Source organism: Halorubrum gandharaense, from assembly GCF_054654575.1.
In genome coordinates this window covers 878,876-895,062 of the sequence record NZ_BAAIET010000001.1, presented here as the reverse complement: position 1 = coordinate 895,062, position 16,187 = coordinate 878,876, and the positions used below count along the sequence as shown (strand labels likewise).

Below are 16,187 nucleotides of genomic sequence, written 5' to 3'. Positions count from 1 at the left end.
TTAGGAGCGCCTAAAGCGTGTCGCTCGGCAACGAGGGCGCCGGTTTCGCTTCCAAAAGGCGATTCTGGGGCGTCTCAGGCCAGTTCGCGGGTGATGACCCCGCGGAGCTCGCGGAGCTCGTCGGCCGAGAGTGTCGCCGTCTCCTCGCCCACCGTCAGCGAGAGCGTCCCGTCCGCCGTGACCTCGCCCAGTCGGTAGACGGGGAGGTCACCTGCCAGCTCGGCGGTCGCCTCGGGGTCGGTGGTCTGGACGACCAGCCGTCCGGGCGTCTCCTCGAAGGCGGCGACGTGATCGGGGAGTTCCACGTCGGCGCCCGCCGTGTCCGTCACCAGTTCCGCGAGCGCGACCGCGAGCCCGCCGTCGCTAACGTCGTGGGTCGCAACGGTGGCGTCGTCGCGCGCGACCGCCGCGAGCGTGCCGACAACGTCCGCGAGATTCTCGGGGAGTTCGGGGAACCGGTCGGTGCCGCCGGCGGCCGCCAGATACCGCGATCCGCCGAGCGCGTCGCCCGGATGGCCGATGAGCAGTAGTTCGGAGTCCGCGGGGGTGTCGGCCTCGACCTCGGCCCCGACCTCGTCATCCAGGGCCGCGGGCGGCGCCTCGTACCCCCGCTTCGTCCCGATCAGCGCGAGCGTCGGCGTCGGCGGAATGGGGCCGGCGACGCTGTCGTTGTACAGTGAGACGTTGCCGCCCACGACGGGCGTGTCCAGCGCCGAACAGGCGTCCGCGAGCCCGTCGACGATCCCCTTGAAGCCGCCGTACACCTCGGGCTTCTCCGGGTTCCCGCCGTTCAGGCAGTCGACGGCCGCCAGTGGGACGGCGCCCTTTGCGGCGAGGTTGGTCGCGTTCTCCAGTGCGACCGCGCGGGCACCCTCGTACGGGGCTACGCTCGTCCACGCCGGCACCGCACCCGAGGAGAGCGCGAGCCCGACGCCGTTGCCGGAAACGTCGTCGGCAGGATCGGTGGCGGGATCGTCCCCGCTCTCGGCCGCCGCCTCCCGCACCGCGATGATGGCGGCGTCATCGCCGGGTTTGAGTGCCGTCCGCGTGCCGACCTCGTGGTCGTACTGCCGGTACACCCAGCGTTTGCTCGCGGTCGTGGGGTCGCCAACGACCGCCTCGACCGTCTCCGCAAGGTCGGGGTCCGGAAGGTCCCGGTCGGGCTGGCTCGGCTCGACGGCGTCGAGGTCGTTCATCGGGGCGCCCTCCGCGAGGAAGTCGGCGTCCGCGTCGACGACGACCTCGCGGTCGGCGTCGTCTCCCTCATCGGTCTCCTCGTCCCCTTCGCCATCCTCACCGCCCTCCGCGAACGTGCAGACGTAGTTCCCCTCGGTCACCTCACCGATGACGGAGGCGCCGAGGTCGAAGCGCTCGGCGAGTTCGAGCACGCGGTCGACATCCTCGGGCGCGATCTCGTAGCACATCCGCTCTTGACTCTCCGCGAGGAGGATCTCCAGCGGGCTCATGTTCGGCTCGCGCTGGTGGACGCGGTCGAGCGCGATCTCGGCGCCGAATCCGCCCTTCGCGACCAGCTCCGAGGAGGCGCCGCCGAGGCCGGCCGCGCCGAGGTCCCGCGCCGAGCGCACCAGATCCTCGTCGACGAGGGCCTCGTTGCACTCGATCAGCCGCTTTTCCGCGTAGGGGTCACCCACCTGCACGGCGGGCCGGTCCTCCGTCTCGGCGTCCTCCGCGAGGTCCTCGCTGGCGAAGGAGGCGCCGCCGAGACCGTCTCGCCCCGTGGCGTTGCCGACGAGCACGAGCTTGTTGCCGGGCTCCTGGGCGACCGCCGTCACCAGCCGCTCCTCGTCCGTGAGGCCGACGCAGGCGACGTTGACGAGGGGGTTCCCCTCGTAGTCGTCGTGGAAGGCGACGCTGCCGCCGACGGTGGGGACGCCGATGCAGTTGCCGTAGTGGGAGATACCCTCGACGACGCCCTCCAGCAGGTACCGCGAGTGCTCGCGGTCGAAGCCGCCGAAGTACAGCGAGTCGAGTAAGGCGATCGGGTACGCGCCCATGCTCATCGTGTCGCGGACGATGCCGCCGACGCCGGTCGCCGCGCCGTCGAACGGGTCCACGTAGGAGGGGTGGTTGTGGCTCTCGACCCCGAAGGTGACGTAGGTGTCGCCGTAGTCGTCGGCGGTCCGGTCGCCGGCGGGTACGTCGGCGGCGTCGGGCTCGGGCAGTGCGAGCACGGCGGCGTCGTCGCCGGGACCGATGACGACGCCGTCACCCTCGCTGTCGAACGCCGACAGCAGGGGGCGCGAGGAGCGGTACGCGCAGTGCTCGCTCCAGAGGTTCTCGAACAGCGCGGCCTCGGCCGGCGTGGGCTCCCGGCCGAGCTCCGCGGTCACGAGCTCGTGGTCCGTCTCGGGCAGGCTCATTCACTTGTGTGGTTATCTCGCCGGTTCTAATGCTTTTCCATGTGCACGTTTGTGGTTACTCTCGGGGTCTGGCCGGCAGCAGCTACACCAGCAGGAGCACGCCGCCGTAGACGACGAGCGAGCCGAGCGCGCCGAGCGCGAGCGCCTTGGTGTTGAGCCGGACGGCTCGCTTGCGGTCGGCTTCGAGTGCTTGCGGGTCGGTCACGTCGTGGGTGCCGGTGCCCACGTCGAAGACGCCGATGCCGGCGAAGCCGACACAGAAGTTTTCGCGGTACTGCAGGAACCCCATCGCCGCGCCGTACAGCGGGAACAGCGTGAACAGCAGCGTCCACGTCGGCCAGCCGATCGTGAGGATACCGGCGACGAGCACGACGGCGCCGAGCAGCGAGAGAACGCCGAGCGCGAGCCGCTTCCGTTGCTCGCCGGGACCGATGTTGCAGACGCCGGGTTGATACTCCATAGTCGGTGTTGGGCATCATCCCTCAAAAGGGTCGGCGACTCGGCAGTCGTTCACGGCGTCCGACGGCCGCCCCCGCAGCCCTTCGCGCTGACGGGTAGCAACCCTGAAACCGTCCCCGGTCCACGGACGACCATGAAGCGGATCCAGCTCGGGAACACCGTCTTCGAGGGGGAAAACGACGTGTACCTGTTCGACGACGGCGAGACGACGGCGCTCGTCGACACCTGCGTCGCCCTCCCGGAAGTGCGCGAGGAGTTCGAGGCCGGCCTCGCCGACCACGGGATCGAGATGGCCGACATCGACGCCGTGCTCCTCACCCACTGGCACCCCGACCACTCGGGGCTCGCCGGCGCGGTACAGGCCGAAAGCGACGCGCACGTCTTCGCCCACGAGGCCGATGCGCCCCTCGTCGACGGCAGCGAGACGCCCTTCACCGAGGACCCGGAGGCCCAGCGCCGCGTCCTCGGCGAGTGGGGCCTCCCGGACGCGAAGCGCGAGGGCCTGATGCGCTTTTTCGAGACCGTCAGCGCGGACCTCGCGGGGCCGCCCGCCGACGTGACCGCGGTTTCCGACGGCGACCACATCGTCCTCGGCGATGCCGAACTGGAGGCGGTCCACCTTCCCGGCCACACCGCCGGCCTCGTCGCCTACGAGTTCGACCCGCGAAACTTCCCCGACCACGAGCCGGTCGGCGGTGATGGGGGTGGGGAGCCGGTGGAGGCGTTCACCGGCGACGCGCTCCTGCCGCGTTACACGCCGAACGTCGGCGGCGCCGACACCCGCGTCGACTCGCCGCTGGCCGCCTACGCCGACAGCCTCGCGCGGATGGTCGGGCGGAACTGGGACGCCGCCCACCCCGGCCATCGTGAGCGGATCGACGAGCCCAGCCGGCGCGCGGCGATCATCCTCGACCACCATCGCCACCGCACGCGGAAGGTGGTCGACGTGCTTGAGGGGGTGGATGGCGGCCTCACCCCCTGGGAGGTCTCCGCCGAGCTGTTCGGCGAGCTCTCGGAGATCCACGTGCTCCACGGCCCCGGCGAGGCGTACGCGCACCTCGACCACCTGGCGGACGCCGGCGTGGTGGCGTGTGAGCCAGGTACCGGGACGCACGGCGGCGACGCCTACCACCTCGTCGAGCCCGACGCCGACCTCGACGCGCTGTTCCCCGAGACCGCCTTCGACGACGTGGTCGACGGACGGGAGGCATAAGGCGCTTATAAGCGGATTTGGATGACGGGGTTGAGGGGGAGCACGACGGTGAACGCCGCCAAAGCCCCAGCCGGCTCTTATAAGCGGCCGTCTGGCTAACCACGACGGCAAACACCTCCAAAGCCCCAGCCTGCTCCGGTCGAGGGCCTCGTTGCGCGCTCAAAAGGCCTCTCCGCACCGCCCGGCCTTTTGAGTGCTTACGTCGGCCGTCTTCCCGGAGCAGGCTGCCCCTTTGAGTCCCACCCAGCTCCGCAACCGCACCTCACACCTCCCCAGCCTCGGCAGACGGGCGCCCGCGGGCTCCGCACCGCGCCGCCGGCGCCCGCTGCCTCCCTCGCGCGCCGTTCGCGCCCATTGGGCGCTCACGGGCGCCTCGCGTCGGCTGCGCCGCCGCGGCCCGCCGGCGCGTGGCGCCGGCGACGCCACAGCCTCACAAAGACGCTGCTAATCGGGGCGCCGGCTGGTCGTTTATAAGTGTCTCAAAAAGGTGTTCAGCGCCCGAGTCGGGGTGAAACGCCGGCGAGCGCCGGCTCGTTCCACATCCGATACTCGCCTTATCCGGACTTCTCGAACGGGTTCGCGAGCTCGATCGTCTCCTCGCGGTCCGGGCCGACGCCGACCGCGTAAACGGGGGCGTCGAGCTCCTCGGCGAGGTAGTCGAGGTACGTCTTCGTCGCCTCGGGCAGCGCCTCGTACCCCTCGGCGGCGACCGCCGACCAGTCGACCTCCTCCCACGTCTCGAACTCCTTATAAACGGGTTCACAGCGGTTCCACCGCTCGGTCGTGGTGGGGACCGTGTCCCGCTCCTCGCCGTCGAGCTCGTAGGCGTGACACACCTTCAGCTCCTCTAAGCCGGCGAGCACGTCGACGTGGTTCACCGCGAGTCCGGTGAAGCCGTTGACGCGCGCGGAGTGGCGCAACATCGGCACGTCGAGCCAGCCGATCCTCCGGGGTCGGCCGGTGACGGTGCCGAACTCGCCGCCCTTCTCCCGGATGAAGTCCGCAAGCTCCTCCTCCTCGTCGGTGTTGTCCAGCTCCGTCGGCAGCGGGCCGGACCCCACACGCGAGAGGTACGCCTTCACGATGCCGACGACCTCCCCTTTTCCAACCGTGGTCACGCCGAGCCCGGAGCCGACGGCGGACGCGCCCGCGGTCGGATTCGAGGAGGTGACGAACGGGTAGTTGCCGTGGTCGATGTCGATGTGGGTGCCCTGGGCACCCTCGAACATGATGCGGTCGCCCGCCTTGCTCCGTCGGTAGAGGAAGTCCGAGCAGTTCACGGTCATCCCCTCCTCGACCAGGCGCTCGCCGATCGCGACGAACTCCTCGTGGAGGGCGTCGACGTCGAACGCCTCGGCGCGGTCCGTCGCCTCCAGGTCGATGCCGTACACGTCCTCGACGATTGCGCGGTGGTGCGGGACGGCGTACTCCAGCTTCTCGCGGAGCGCGGCGGCGTCGAGCAGGTCGGCAACCCGGACGCCGCGACGACCGGCCTTGTCCTCGTAGGTGGGCCCGATGCCGCGCCCGGTGGTGCCGACCTCCTGGCCGGCGTCGTCGTCCGCTTTTGCCTCCTCTTCAATGCCGTCGAGCACCCGATGATACGGGAGAATGACGTGCGCCCGGCGCGCGACGCGCACGTCGGGGTCGAGCCCCTGCTCGCGCAGGGTGTCGAGCTCGTCGAACAACGTGCGCGGGTTCACCACGCAGCCGTTGCCGAGGATCCCGACCTTGTCCCGGACGGCGCCGCTGGGAACCAGCGACAGCTTGTACTCGGTGCCGCCCTCGACGACGGTGTGGCCGGCGTTGTCGCCGCCCTGATAACGGACCACTACGTCCGCGTCCCCTCCCCACCGGTCGACGAGCGCGCCCTTGCCCTCGTCTCCCAGCTGGGAGCCGACGATGGTGACTGTCATACCACGCACCGATACCGGACGGGGGGTAAAACCGATTACGGTCCGCCCCCGCTAGCGATCCACCGATGTGCATCAAAGTGATCGAAACGTCCATCAAATATCTCCATTCGTGCCGCTCACAGGGAAAACGGCGTGGTGCATCGTCTCGGTGACACACGCCTGTCGGCGGGCGCGTTCCCGTCGGCAAACCGAACCGTTAACTACTCCCACGTCAAAGCTTCAAGTCACCCGTTTTTGGTCGCCGCCGACAGCAACGTTTAAAGGGGGCCATGACAAGTTAACATGTGGCATGATAGACCGACTTGAGAAAGAAGTAGATATGCTGGAACGGCACCTGCAGGTGCTGAAGATGGTCATCGAGAACGAACCGATCGGCATCGTGAAGATGTCGAACGAGACGGGCTACCCGCACCACAAGGTCCGCTACTCGCTGCGCGTCCTCGAGGAGGAGAACCTCATCGAGCCGTCGAGTCAGGGCGCCATCACGACCGACCGGACCCACGAGTTCGTCGACGAGCTCGACGAGAAGCTCGACGAGACCATCGACAAGCTCGGCACGATGCGGATCGACGACGCCGCCGAAGTCGAGAACTAACCCGTTTCAGAGACACGTTTCGTTTCGCCCGTCGGTTGGTCGGCTTTTGTTTTCGCCCCCGAGAGCGACCGGAGCGTCGCGCCGGCGAGCGCGCGGTATCCGGAGAGCAACACCCGGAAGCAAGTACGCTGTGGACGGCCTAGAGGTCCGGCACCGTCAGGTGGAAGCCGCCGTCGCGCGACTCCACCAGACAGAGGTGGTAGCCGCGCTTGCGCGAGAGCTTCACGAAGCTCTTGCGCTTGCCGCGGCTCAACAGGCCGCCGCCGACCGCGTCGCTCGCGGTTTCGAGCGCGCCGGGCTCGAAGAAGCTCGCCGTCACCGCGAACGCGGCGGCGAAGGCGTCGTTCGACTCCGCGATGACGCCGCCGTTCGACGCCAGCGACTCCAGCGTCCCCTCCTCTGTGGGGTCGCGGCTGTCGTTGAGGTCCGCGACGAAAAGCGGGTTCCCCATCCGGTCGCGTAAGACGAGGTCGAACGTCCGCTGCTCGCGGTGTTCCTCGCCGTTCTCCTGCACCGTCGTCGAGACGGAGCCGCCGATCTCCGCGCGGTCGACCTCCGGAAGTGCGTCGTAGAGGTCGCGTAAGGCGCTCTCGTTGCCCGTCTCGCGCACCTCGAAGGGGAACTCCTCGACGAGCCAGCGCGTGAAGCCGTACTCCATCGTCCCGTGGAGGAACTCCTCGAACGGCTCGCCCTCGACGAGCACGTCCTCGGTGTCGAAGCTGGTGTGGTGTTCCAGTTGGAGGTTTTCTCGAAGCGCTTCGCGGTCGATGCCGCCGTCGTGGGCCTTCTCCAGCGTCGCCCCGCCCTGTGAGGCGTAGCGCACGAACAGGTTGGTCTCCGCGAGCGCCTCCTCGCTGGAGATCACCCGGTCGCCGTCGGGCAGCTGTGACCGCGCCTCGGCGAGCTCGGTCCGCACGGAGTCCAGCTCCTCGCGAAGCTCCGCGAGCTCCGACTCCAGACGGTCGCGCTCGGCGGTCGTCGACTCCAGCTGCTCGGCGACCTCGTCGCGTTCGGACGCCGCGCTCTCGCGTGCCGCTTCCGCCTCCTCCAGTTCGGTCTCGAGTCGCTGCACCCGCCGTTGGAGCTCGTTCCGTTGGACCGACGGTCGCTCGGAGACCGCCTCGCGATTCGCGTCACTCGGCGTGCTGGGCGTGGGCGACTCGTCGGCCGTCGTGGCGCTGCGTGACGACTCTCCGCTCCCCGCGGTTGCGCCACCCTGACGAGTCTTGCCGCCGGCGCTCCGGTTGCGAGCGTCGCCACCGGCGGACGCCTCGGAGCCCGCGGCGGTTTCGGGGGCGCGCTCCTCGGGTGCGTCGGACGCCTTCTCGGGGTCGAGTGCCGGGATCGACTTCGCCTCCCGCCACTCCGCCTCCTCCGAAAAGACGTCCTCGTCGACGGCCGAGGCGCCGTTCTCCGGCCGCGGAATCCCGGACGTCGTTCCTGACCGGTCGCCGGCCTCTCGTTTCGACGCCTCGGTCGTCGTTTGCTCCCGTGCAGTCGGCTGATCCGTCGGTCGGTCGTCCGACGACTGCCCATCCGACGACTGCCCAGCCGACGACTGCCCATCCGACGACTGCCCAGCCGACGACTGCCCATCCGACGACTGCCCATCCGACGACTGCCCATCCGACGACGCCGTCCGGTCCGCCGACTCAGCCGACTGCACCGTCGTCGGCCGCGGATCCGTGCCGTCCGACGACCCGTCGTCCGGCTCCTCGGTGGACGAGCGATCCCCCGTCTCTCGCGGCGTGTCGGTGTCCGCGGCCGACGCGGTGTCAGCGGTCGTCGGTGTGGCATCCTCGGGGGCACCGGCGTCGGCGTCGGTGTCGTCGGTGTCGACGGTGTCGTCGTTCACGGCGTCACCCTCCGCACCGGTGCCCGCATCGTCGACGGGCGTCCCGTCGACCGCTGCGTCGTCGTTCGTGGCCGGCTCGTCGTCTGCAGACTCGTCGTCTGCGGACTCGTCGTCGCCTGCATCCGCCTCGTCGGCTTCGGCGTCGGTCCCGGCGCCGGCGACCGCCGACGTGGAGCCGGTCGACTCGGGGATCTCGTGAACGTCGAGGTCGACCTCGTAGACGGTGTAGATTCCCACCTCCTCGTCGGCGAGCTCGAACGCCGTCTCGCCCGTCTCCAGCCGACGGGAGTTGCCGACGTACGCCGCCGACAGCGACTCGCCGCCGTAGTAGGCGACGTAGTAGTCGCCCGAGAGCACGTTCTCGGAGAGCTCGACGTAGCCGGTGAAGCCGCCGGCGGTCAGCTTCTCGTCCGCCTCGGAGAGCTTCGTGTCGTTGGTGTAGTACTGTGCCCGAGGGGTGCCACCCTGCTCCTGCATGGCGAAAAGCAGCGGCAGCGAGTCGTGAGGCGCCTCGTAGGCGGTGCCGGAGGCGTCGGCAAAGGCGTCGAGCTCGCCGTCGAACACGCCGACGATGCGGCCGTTCAACAGGAACAGCCACGCCGTCCCGTTCGTCACCGCACCGGAGAAGTCCCGGTCAGCGAGACGCCGGAGCCCGTCGAAGCCGTCGGCAAAGCTCCGGGCGTCCCACTCGGTAACGTCCTCGATTCGCTGTGCGTCCATATGAGGTTACGTCGCCGGCACCGACGCAAATACTTTCCGGAGGCGTAGGACGCGCGTCTGACACGAAGCGGGGCCGAGACGTCGCTTCCCGGCGTCGACGCCGACCGGAGCCCTACTCCGCGTCGCGCACGGCGTCGATCGCCTCGCAGCCAAGCTCGACGACATCCGGTTCAAACTCGCCCGCGCGGAGCGCCGCCGGCGTGTACCAGTCCCACTCGTCGACGGTCGCCTCGTCGTTGCCGGCGGGCTCGATGGCGCGCTCGTCGACCTGCGCGAAATAGAGGTGGTCGATGTGCTGGTGGCCCACCGAGCCGTCCGGGTGGACGTTGATGTCGTGGAGCAGCAGGTGGGCCGGCTCGGGGAGGCCACGGGTGTTCGGCCCCGTCACGTCGCTCTCGGCGGCGACCAGCTCGGCGTCCAGTCCCGTCTCCTCACGGACCTCGCGGAGCGCCGCCTCGTGAGGAAGCTCGTCACGGTCCACGTGCCCGCCCGGCGGCAGGTGAATGCCGAGCCGAGTGTGTTCGTGGAGCGCGGTGGCGCCGTCGTGAACGACGTACGTCGTCGCCGTGAAGTGGCGTGTCGTCTCCATACGTGGGGCTCGTGACGGGCGGATTTGGTCCTTCGGAATGCGGGCGACGGGTGGGGCCTCGATGACGAGAACGGCGCCGGCGCTACGCGGTCGAAAAAGCGGAAAACGAGCGGGTGGAGCGCGTCGAGTCTGCGGGTTTGCAGTTCCGCAGGGCAGTGGTTCTTCGGGTTTGCGAGTTTGCGGGTCGGCCGTCTCAGGGCATCGCGACCTGCTCTTCGGCTTCGAGCAGCTCGTGGTAGCGGTTGCGGATCGTGACCTCGCTGATGTTGGCCACGTCGCTGACCTCACTCTGGGTCACCTTTTCGTTGGTCAGCAGCGACGCCGCGTAAACGGCGGCCGCGGCGAGGCCGACGGGCGACTTGCCCGAGTGGATCCCCTGCTCTTTGGCGGTTTCGAGGAGCTTTCGCGCGCGGCGCTCCGCCTCGTCCGAGAGACCGAGGTCGGAGGCGAACCGGGGGACGTAGCTCTCGGGGTCGGCCGGCTGGATCTCCAGTTTGAGCTCGCGAACGACGTAGCGGTAGGTGCGGGCGATCTCATCTTTCTCCACACGGGAGACGTTCGCGATCTCGTCGAGGCTGCGGGGGGTGCCGGCCTGGCGCGCGGCGGCGTACAGCGACGCCGTCGAGACGCCCTCGATGGACCGCCCGGGCAGGAGGTCCTCGTCGAGCGCGCGGCGGTAGATGACGGAGGCCGTCTCACGGACGTTGTCCGGGAGCCCGAGGGCGCTCGCCATGCGGTCGATCTCGCCGAGCGCCTGCTTCAGGTTGCGCTCCTTCGAGTCACGCGTGCGGAACCGCTCGTTCCACGTGCGGAGTCGCTGCATCTTCTCGCGTTGTCGGCTGGACAGCGACTTCCCGTAGGCGTCTTTGTCCTGCCAGCCGATGTTCGTCGAGAGCCCCTTGTCGTGCATCATGTTGGTCGTGGGGGCGCCGACGCGGCTCTTCTCGTCCTTCTCGGAGGAGTCGAACGCACGCCACTCCGGCCCGCGGTCGATCTCGTTCTCCTCGACGACGAGCCCACAGTCCGCACAGACCGTCTCGCCGTGTTCAGTGTCGGTTGCGAGTTGGCCGCCACACTCGGGACAGCTCAACTCCTCGGCTGACGAGGACTGCTCGCTCTCGTCCTCGTCGACGCGCTCGGCCGTATAGGTTCGGACGTTTTCGCTCATTGTGTTGGAATCGAGGGGATGGAATCGCGGGACCGAGAGAAGGGTCTCGGTTTCTGTTCCTCACCTCCTGATAAGGAGGGAGAATACTTAAGGCTGGCGGCTATTCTCGCCGCCGAAAACACCATCCAGCCGTCCCAAATCCTGATTTTTCGGCGGATCAGGGTAGTTACGGATCCGTTACTCCGTTTTCACCCCGTGCGACCTGCCGAATATATATTCGTTTCGCGGCCAGAACGTGGTGCGGACGCGGCGCAGACCGGGGGCCCGCGGAGGCCCCGGTTCCGCGAGGACAATCACTTTGTCCGTCGGGCGAGGACCCTCGCCATGGACCGTTCCCGACTCGACGACTATCTGGCGGAGGTGGGCGTCGACGGCTACCTGATCGACGCCGACCAGGACGACGCCAACCAGCTGTATCTCTCCGGGTTCACCGGCCCCGACCCGTTTCTGACGCTGTACGCCGACGGCGAAGTGCACGTCCTCGTCAGCGGGCTGGAGTACGGCCGCGCGAAAAAGGAGGCCGACGCCGACGTGGTCGACCGCCACTCCGACTACGACTACGAGTACGGCGGCCCCGACGCCCGCTACGATATGTACGCCGACTTCGTGGCGGACAAGGACGTCGAGTCGCTCGTCATGCCCTCCCGCGGCCCCGTCGGAACCGCGGATGCGCTCCGCGACCGCGACATCGCGGTCGGCGTCGACACCGACGACGTGCTCACGGAGATCCGCGCGGTGAAGACCGACGCGGAGATCGACCACGTCCGGGTCGCTCAGGAGGCCAACGAGGCCGCAATGCGCGCCGCCGAGGACCTGCTCGCCAGCGCCGACGTGGCAGGCGAGGATGTCGCCGTCGACGACGTGGCGGAGGTCGGGGGCGGCACCGACGGCGCCGGCGAGCCCGGCATGCTGGTTCACGAAGGCGCCCCGCTCACGAGCGAGCGGGTCAAAGAGGAGATCGAGGTGACGCTGCTCCGGCACGGCTGTGCGCTCGACCAGACGATCGTCGCCGGCGGGGCGCAGGCGGCGGACCCGCACGACCGCGGCTCCGGTCCGCTCCGCGCCAACGAGGCGATCATCATCGACATCTTCCCACGCCACAAGGCCTCGAAGTACAACGCCGACATGACACGCACGTTCTGCGTCGGCGAGCCGGGCGAGGAGATCGCGGAGTGGTACGATCTCACCGAAGAAGCGCTCAACGCTGCGCTCGACGCCATCGAACCCGGCGTCACCGGCGAAGAGGTCCACGCCGCCGCCTGCGAGGTGTACGAGGACGCCGGCGAGCCCACCTTCCGCACCGACCCGGAGACGGAAACCGGCTTCATCCACTCCACCGGACACGGCATCGGCCTCGATGTTCACGAGCTGCCGCGGCTCTCGAACGGCGGGAGCACGCTCGAACCCGGCCACATCGTCACCGTCGAGCCCGGCCTCTACGACCCGGACGTGGGTGGTGTCCGCATCGAGGACCTCGTGGTCGTCACCGAGGACGACTACGAGAACCTCACGGACTACCCCATCGAGTTCCGCGTCGACTAGCGTTCGCCGTTCGCCAGCCCCACGTCGGCGCCATCACGGTTTCCCGAGGTTATCACGGCCGATAGCCACGTGCGAACCATTATCCATGATCGTGTGTTCATTTTAAGTATCATGAAGAGCACCGAGACAGGGGAAGTGACGGGAACCGCGGAAATGGGTGACGGCGACGAGACAGTAACGGACATCAGCGACGAGTTCGAGGGGACGGTGACGGACGTGAACGACGAACTCGACGACACCGTCGCGGTCGCCGAGCAAACCGGCGCCGATCGTGAGGTTCGTGAGGCCGCGAACGGCCTCGTCGAGCTCCAGAACGCTTCCGAGGACGTGGCCGACCGAACGGGCGAGATCTCCGAGCTCGCCAGCGAGCAGTACGACGGGATGGACCAGGTGCAGTCGGAAGTGTCGAACATGAGCGCCGCCGTCGAGCAGATCGCCTCCTCCGCGGAGGAGGTCGCCGCCGAGGGACAGCAGGTGAACGAGCTCGCCGGCGAAGGGCGAAGCGCCGCGCGAGATGCCCGGGATGCGATACACCGGATCGACGAGAGCTCCGAGGCGGTCGGCGACGAGGTCCGCCGGATCGACGACGCAGTTGCCGAGATCGACGAGATGGTCGAGATGATCACCGACATTGCCGAGCGAACGAACCTGCTGGCGCTCAACGCCTCCATCGAGGCCGCCCGTGCCGGGGAGGCCGGCGCCGGCTTCGCGGTCGTCGCCGAGGAGGTCAAGACGCTCGCCGAGGAGTCACAGGACCGTGCCGGCGACGTGGAGTCGCTCGTCGACCGCATCGAACGCCACACGGACAGCGCCGTCGAGGAGCTGGACGACAACGAGGAGGCCGTCGAGCGCGGCGTGACGGAAGTCGAATCCTCGCTCGACCGCCTCTCCGAGATCGACGAGTCCGTCGAGGAGCTCAACGCCGGCATCGAAGAGGTCGCCACCGCGACCGACGAGCAGGCTGCGAGCACCGAGGAGGTCGCCGCGATGGTCGACCAGACCGCTCGCAACGCCGAGGAAATCCACGACGAAACCGCCGGCATCCGCGACGCCGTGGTCGACCAGGCGGCGATGGTCACCCAGGTGAACGACGGCGTCCAGTCGCTGATCGACGACGAGTAGCGATCGACGCTCATGGCACGAGGAGCGGCCCCTGTGCAACTGCAGGTTTTCGCATGCTCGGACTCTTACTCCGGCACCTGAACGAGTGATGTCGGGAGTAGGAGTTGTACGAGGTTGGTGTTGGTGTTTATAAGTAGGGCGTTGGTGGGGTTGATTTCTCTTTATAAGTCGTGTTTGTTCGGTGAGTTGCTGATGATTCGGTGACGGAGACCGCCTTCAAAAGCCCCAGCCGGCTCCGGTCGAGGGGCTCGCTGCGCGCTCAAAAGGGCTCGCGGTGCTCGCCCTTTTGAGTGCTTACGTCGCCCGTCGTCCCGGAGCCGGCTGCCCCTTTGAGCCCCACCCCGCACAGCACCGCAACCGCACCTCACGCCTCCCCAGCCTCGTCGTCGCCTCCGGCGACGACTCCCTCGCGCGCCGACGAGCGCCCGCTGGGCGCTCGCCGGGCGCGCCACCGCTCCGCACCACCATTTATAAGGAGAGCGTCACCTCCACTCCCGCCCGTTTATATACTGCATCGCCGGCGACGAATTGCAATACTCACTCCCGATCTCGATCAACAAGCAGTGTTCACCGACGAGCTAACGGAACAGCACTCTCACGTGTTCACCTAACCCTCCGCTCAACCCGGCCGGCTCGGCCGGGATCGGAAACCGCTTTTCCGTGCCCCGTGAAGCGTCGGCGTGAACTGGCGGTACGCCCACACGGCGCTTGCGTGCTGTACGCTCGCGTTCATGGCGACGATGGTCGCCAGACTCGTCATCAGCCCGCTCGTGCCGGAGATCACGGCCGACTTCGGCGCCAGTAACACGGTCGTCGGCGTCGCGCTCTCCGGGATGTGGGCCGCCTACGCGCTTGCACAGTTCCCCTCGGGCGTGCTCGGCGACCGCTACGGCGAGCGCACCGTGATCCTCGCCGCGGTCGGCGCCACCGCCGTCGCCTCCGTCCTCATCGCCGTCTCGCCCACCATCGGCGCGTTCGTCGTCTTCACGATCGTGCTCGGCGCCGGCGCCGGCCTCCACTACTCCGTCGCCACCACCTTCCTCGCCAAGCAGTTCGACGACATCGGCCGCGCGATCGGCGTCCACGTCGCCGGCGGGCCGATCGCGGGACTCGCGGCACCACCGCTTGCGGCGGTCGTCGGCGCCCAGTACGGCTGGCGAACGGGAATCCTGCTCGGGACGATCGTCGCCGTCCCCGTGTTCGTGCTGTTCGCGTGGCGCATCGAGCCGACGACGCCGAACCGGCCCGACCAGCCGATGCGCGAGCGGTTCCAGGTGAGCGCGCTCCGCGAGCTGCTCTCGCGACCCCCGATCATGTACACCACCGCGCTGGCGACGATGGGGGCGTTCTCCTGGCAGGCGACCGCCTCGTTCCTGCCGACGTTCCTCTCGATCGGCGGCGGGCTCTCCGCGGCGCTGTCGGCGCTCCTTTTCTCGTTGTACTTTCTCGTCCACGGCGCCACGCAGCCGCTCACTGGCTCCCTGTCCGACCGCCTCGACCGCGACGCCGCCGCCATGGTGACGATGGCCGCCGGCGTCCTCGGCTACGGCACCCTCGTCGTCGTCGCGCGTGGCGACCTCGCCAGCGAGGCCGGACTCGGGCTCGTCCCGGTCGTCCTCGCCGTCTCGCTCGTCGGACTCGCGATGTCGTGGGGTGCGCCCGTCCAGTCGCGGTTCATGGACCACCTCTCGGCCGAGGAGCGCGGCGCCGGTTTCGGGCTCGTCCGCACCGTCTACATGGTGATGGGCGCCTCCGGCAGCGTCGTCGTCGGCGCCGTCTCCGACGTGGCGGGCTGGAGCGTCGCCTTCGCGCTGCTCACCGGCGTGATGGCGCTCGGGCTCGCAACGCTGACGGCGAACCGCGTATTGGGATTGGGATACTGAACGACGACTCACCAACCATCCCACGTGGCGTCGCCGGCGCCTCGCGCCGGCGGGCCGCGGCGGCGAAGCCGACGCGAGGCGCCCGGCGAGCGCCTAAGGCGCGAGCCGGAGCGCGAGGGAGGCAGCGGGTGCCGGCGGCGCGGTTTCCCGCCGGCGCCCGTCTGCCGAGGCTGGGGAGGCGTGAGGTGCGGTCGCGGGGCTGGGCGGGACTCAAAGGGGCAGCCGGCTCCGGGAAGACGGGCGACGTAAGCACCGCAGCGGGCGGTGCCGAGAGCGAGGAGCACAGCGAGCGTCCCGCGAGCCTGCGAGCGGGACGACGGAAGTCGCAGCCCGCGAGCAATGCGAGAGCGACCGGAGGGAGCTCTCGATAGCGAACGGCGAAGCCGTGAGCAGCGAGCCGGACCGTCTTCCGGAACCCTCGACCGGAGCCGGCTGGGGCTTTGGAGGTGTTTGCCGGCGTGCTCGCCGCTTAAACTGCTCAACTCGCTTATAAGGAGCCGGCTGGGGCTTTGGCGGTGTTCGCCGGCGCACTCACCACACAACCACTCAAAAGCCGACCGACAGGCCGATCACGAACACTTACAACCTCGCTACATCCGCAAAAACGGCACATCCTCACGACGACCTACTCAAAAGGCTCTGTTGAAATCCTCAAGCGGTGATATGTTTCTGCTGTCGTGCTGAATATAGAGGGTCAATGCAGCACAGAGGTCGTGTTGATTCCATCTCAGACTTGCCGAATCATCT

11 protein-coding genes are annotated in these 16,187 nt (G+C 68.6%); 5 read left to right on the top strand and 6 right to left on the bottom strand.

The window, feature by feature from the left end; genetic code table 11:
* Window positions 1-74 precede the first annotated feature (74 nt).
* Both purL and ACYQ07_RS04230 read right to left on the bottom strand, forming a co-directional pair.
* Complete coding sequence (purL, locus tag ACYQ07_RS04235) at window positions 75-2,381, bottom strand: phosphoribosylformylglycinamidine synthase subunit PurL (protein ID WP_459877822.1); 2,307 nt, start codon at window positions 2,379-2,381, stop codon at window positions 75-77.
* Window positions 2,382-2,463: 82 nt separating this feature from the next.
* Window positions 2,464-2,841 (bottom strand): hypothetical protein, encoded by a 378-nt coding sequence (locus tag ACYQ07_RS04230; RefSeq protein ID WP_459877819.1) that lies wholly within the window; start codon window positions 2,839-2,841, stop codon window positions 2,464-2,466.
* Between the two features lie 132 nt (window positions 2,842-2,973).
* Here ACYQ07_RS04230 and ACYQ07_RS04225 point away from each other — a divergent pair, with 132 nt between their 5' ends.
* The gene (locus ACYQ07_RS04225) at window positions 2,974-4,053 is read left to right on the top strand and encodes an MBL fold metallo-hydrolase (RefSeq protein WP_459877817.1); all 1,080 of its coding nucleotides are present in this window, start codon (window positions 2,974-2,976) and stop codon (window positions 4,051-4,053) included.
* A 554-nt stretch (window positions 4,054-4,607) separates the two neighbouring features.
* On the opposite strand, the gene ACYQ07_RS04220 is transcribed toward ACYQ07_RS04225, so the two are convergent.
* Window positions 4,608-5,966: an adenylosuccinate synthase gene (locus ACYQ07_RS04220; protein ID WP_459877814.1), complete on the bottom strand. Its 1,359-nt coding sequence runs from the start codon at window positions 5,964-5,966 to the stop codon at window positions 4,608-4,610.
* A gap of 289 nt (window positions 5,967-6,255) precedes the next feature.
* On the opposite strand from ACYQ07_RS04220, the gene ACYQ07_RS04215 reads away from it, so the two are divergent.
* Entirely contained in the window at window positions 6,256-6,561 is a 306-nt protein-coding gene (locus tag ACYQ07_RS04215; protein ID WP_459877811.1) for a hypothetical protein, read from the top strand.
* Between the two features lie 139 nt (window positions 6,562-6,700).
* Here the strand turns inward: ACYQ07_RS04215 and ACYQ07_RS04210 are convergent, their stop codons facing one another.
* The 3 genes from ACYQ07_RS04210 to ACYQ07_RS04200 all read right to left on the bottom strand — a co-directional run bounded on the left by ACYQ07_RS04210 (window position 6,701) and on the right by ACYQ07_RS04200 (window position 10,893).
* Window positions 6,701-9,136, bottom strand: coding sequence for a DUF7527 domain-containing protein (locus ACYQ07_RS04210; RefSeq protein ID WP_459877808.1), 2,436 nt, complete (start codon window positions 9,134-9,136; stop codon window positions 6,701-6,703).
* Window positions 9,137-9,248: 112 nt separating this feature from the next.
* Window positions 9,249-9,725 (bottom strand): NUDIX hydrolase, encoded by a 477-nt coding sequence (locus ACYQ07_RS04205; RefSeq protein WP_459877805.1) that lies wholly within the window; start codon window positions 9,723-9,725, stop codon window positions 9,249-9,251.
* Between the two features lie 193 nt (window positions 9,726-9,918).
* On the bottom strand, window positions 9,919-10,893 hold the full coding sequence (locus ACYQ07_RS04200) for a transcription initiation factor IIB (protein WP_459877802.1): 975 nt from the start codon (window positions 10,891-10,893) through the stop codon (window positions 9,919-9,921).
* A 324-nt stretch (window positions 10,894-11,217) separates the two neighbouring features.
* Between ACYQ07_RS04200 and ACYQ07_RS04195 the strand changes: the two genes are divergently transcribed.
* The 3 genes from ACYQ07_RS04195 to ACYQ07_RS04185 all read left to right on the top strand — a co-directional run bounded on the left by ACYQ07_RS04195 (window position 11,218) and on the right by ACYQ07_RS04185 (window position 15,440).
* A complete protein-coding gene (locus ACYQ07_RS04195; protein ID WP_459877799.1) occupies window positions 11,218-12,435 on the top strand; it encodes a M24 family metallopeptidase in 1,218 nt (405 codons plus the stop codon).
* 111 nt (window positions 12,436-12,546) lie between these two features.
* Window positions 12,547-13,557: a methyl-accepting chemotaxis protein gene (locus ACYQ07_RS04190; RefSeq protein ID WP_459877796.1), complete on the top strand. Its 1,011-nt coding sequence runs from the start codon at window positions 12,547-12,549 to the stop codon at window positions 13,555-13,557.
* A gap of 680 nt (window positions 13,558-14,237) precedes the next feature.
* Window positions 14,238-15,440, top strand: coding sequence for an MFS transporter (locus ACYQ07_RS04185; RefSeq protein ID WP_459877793.1), 1,203 nt, complete (start codon window positions 14,238-14,240; stop codon window positions 15,438-15,440).
* Window positions 15,441-16,187 lie beyond the last annotated feature (747 nt).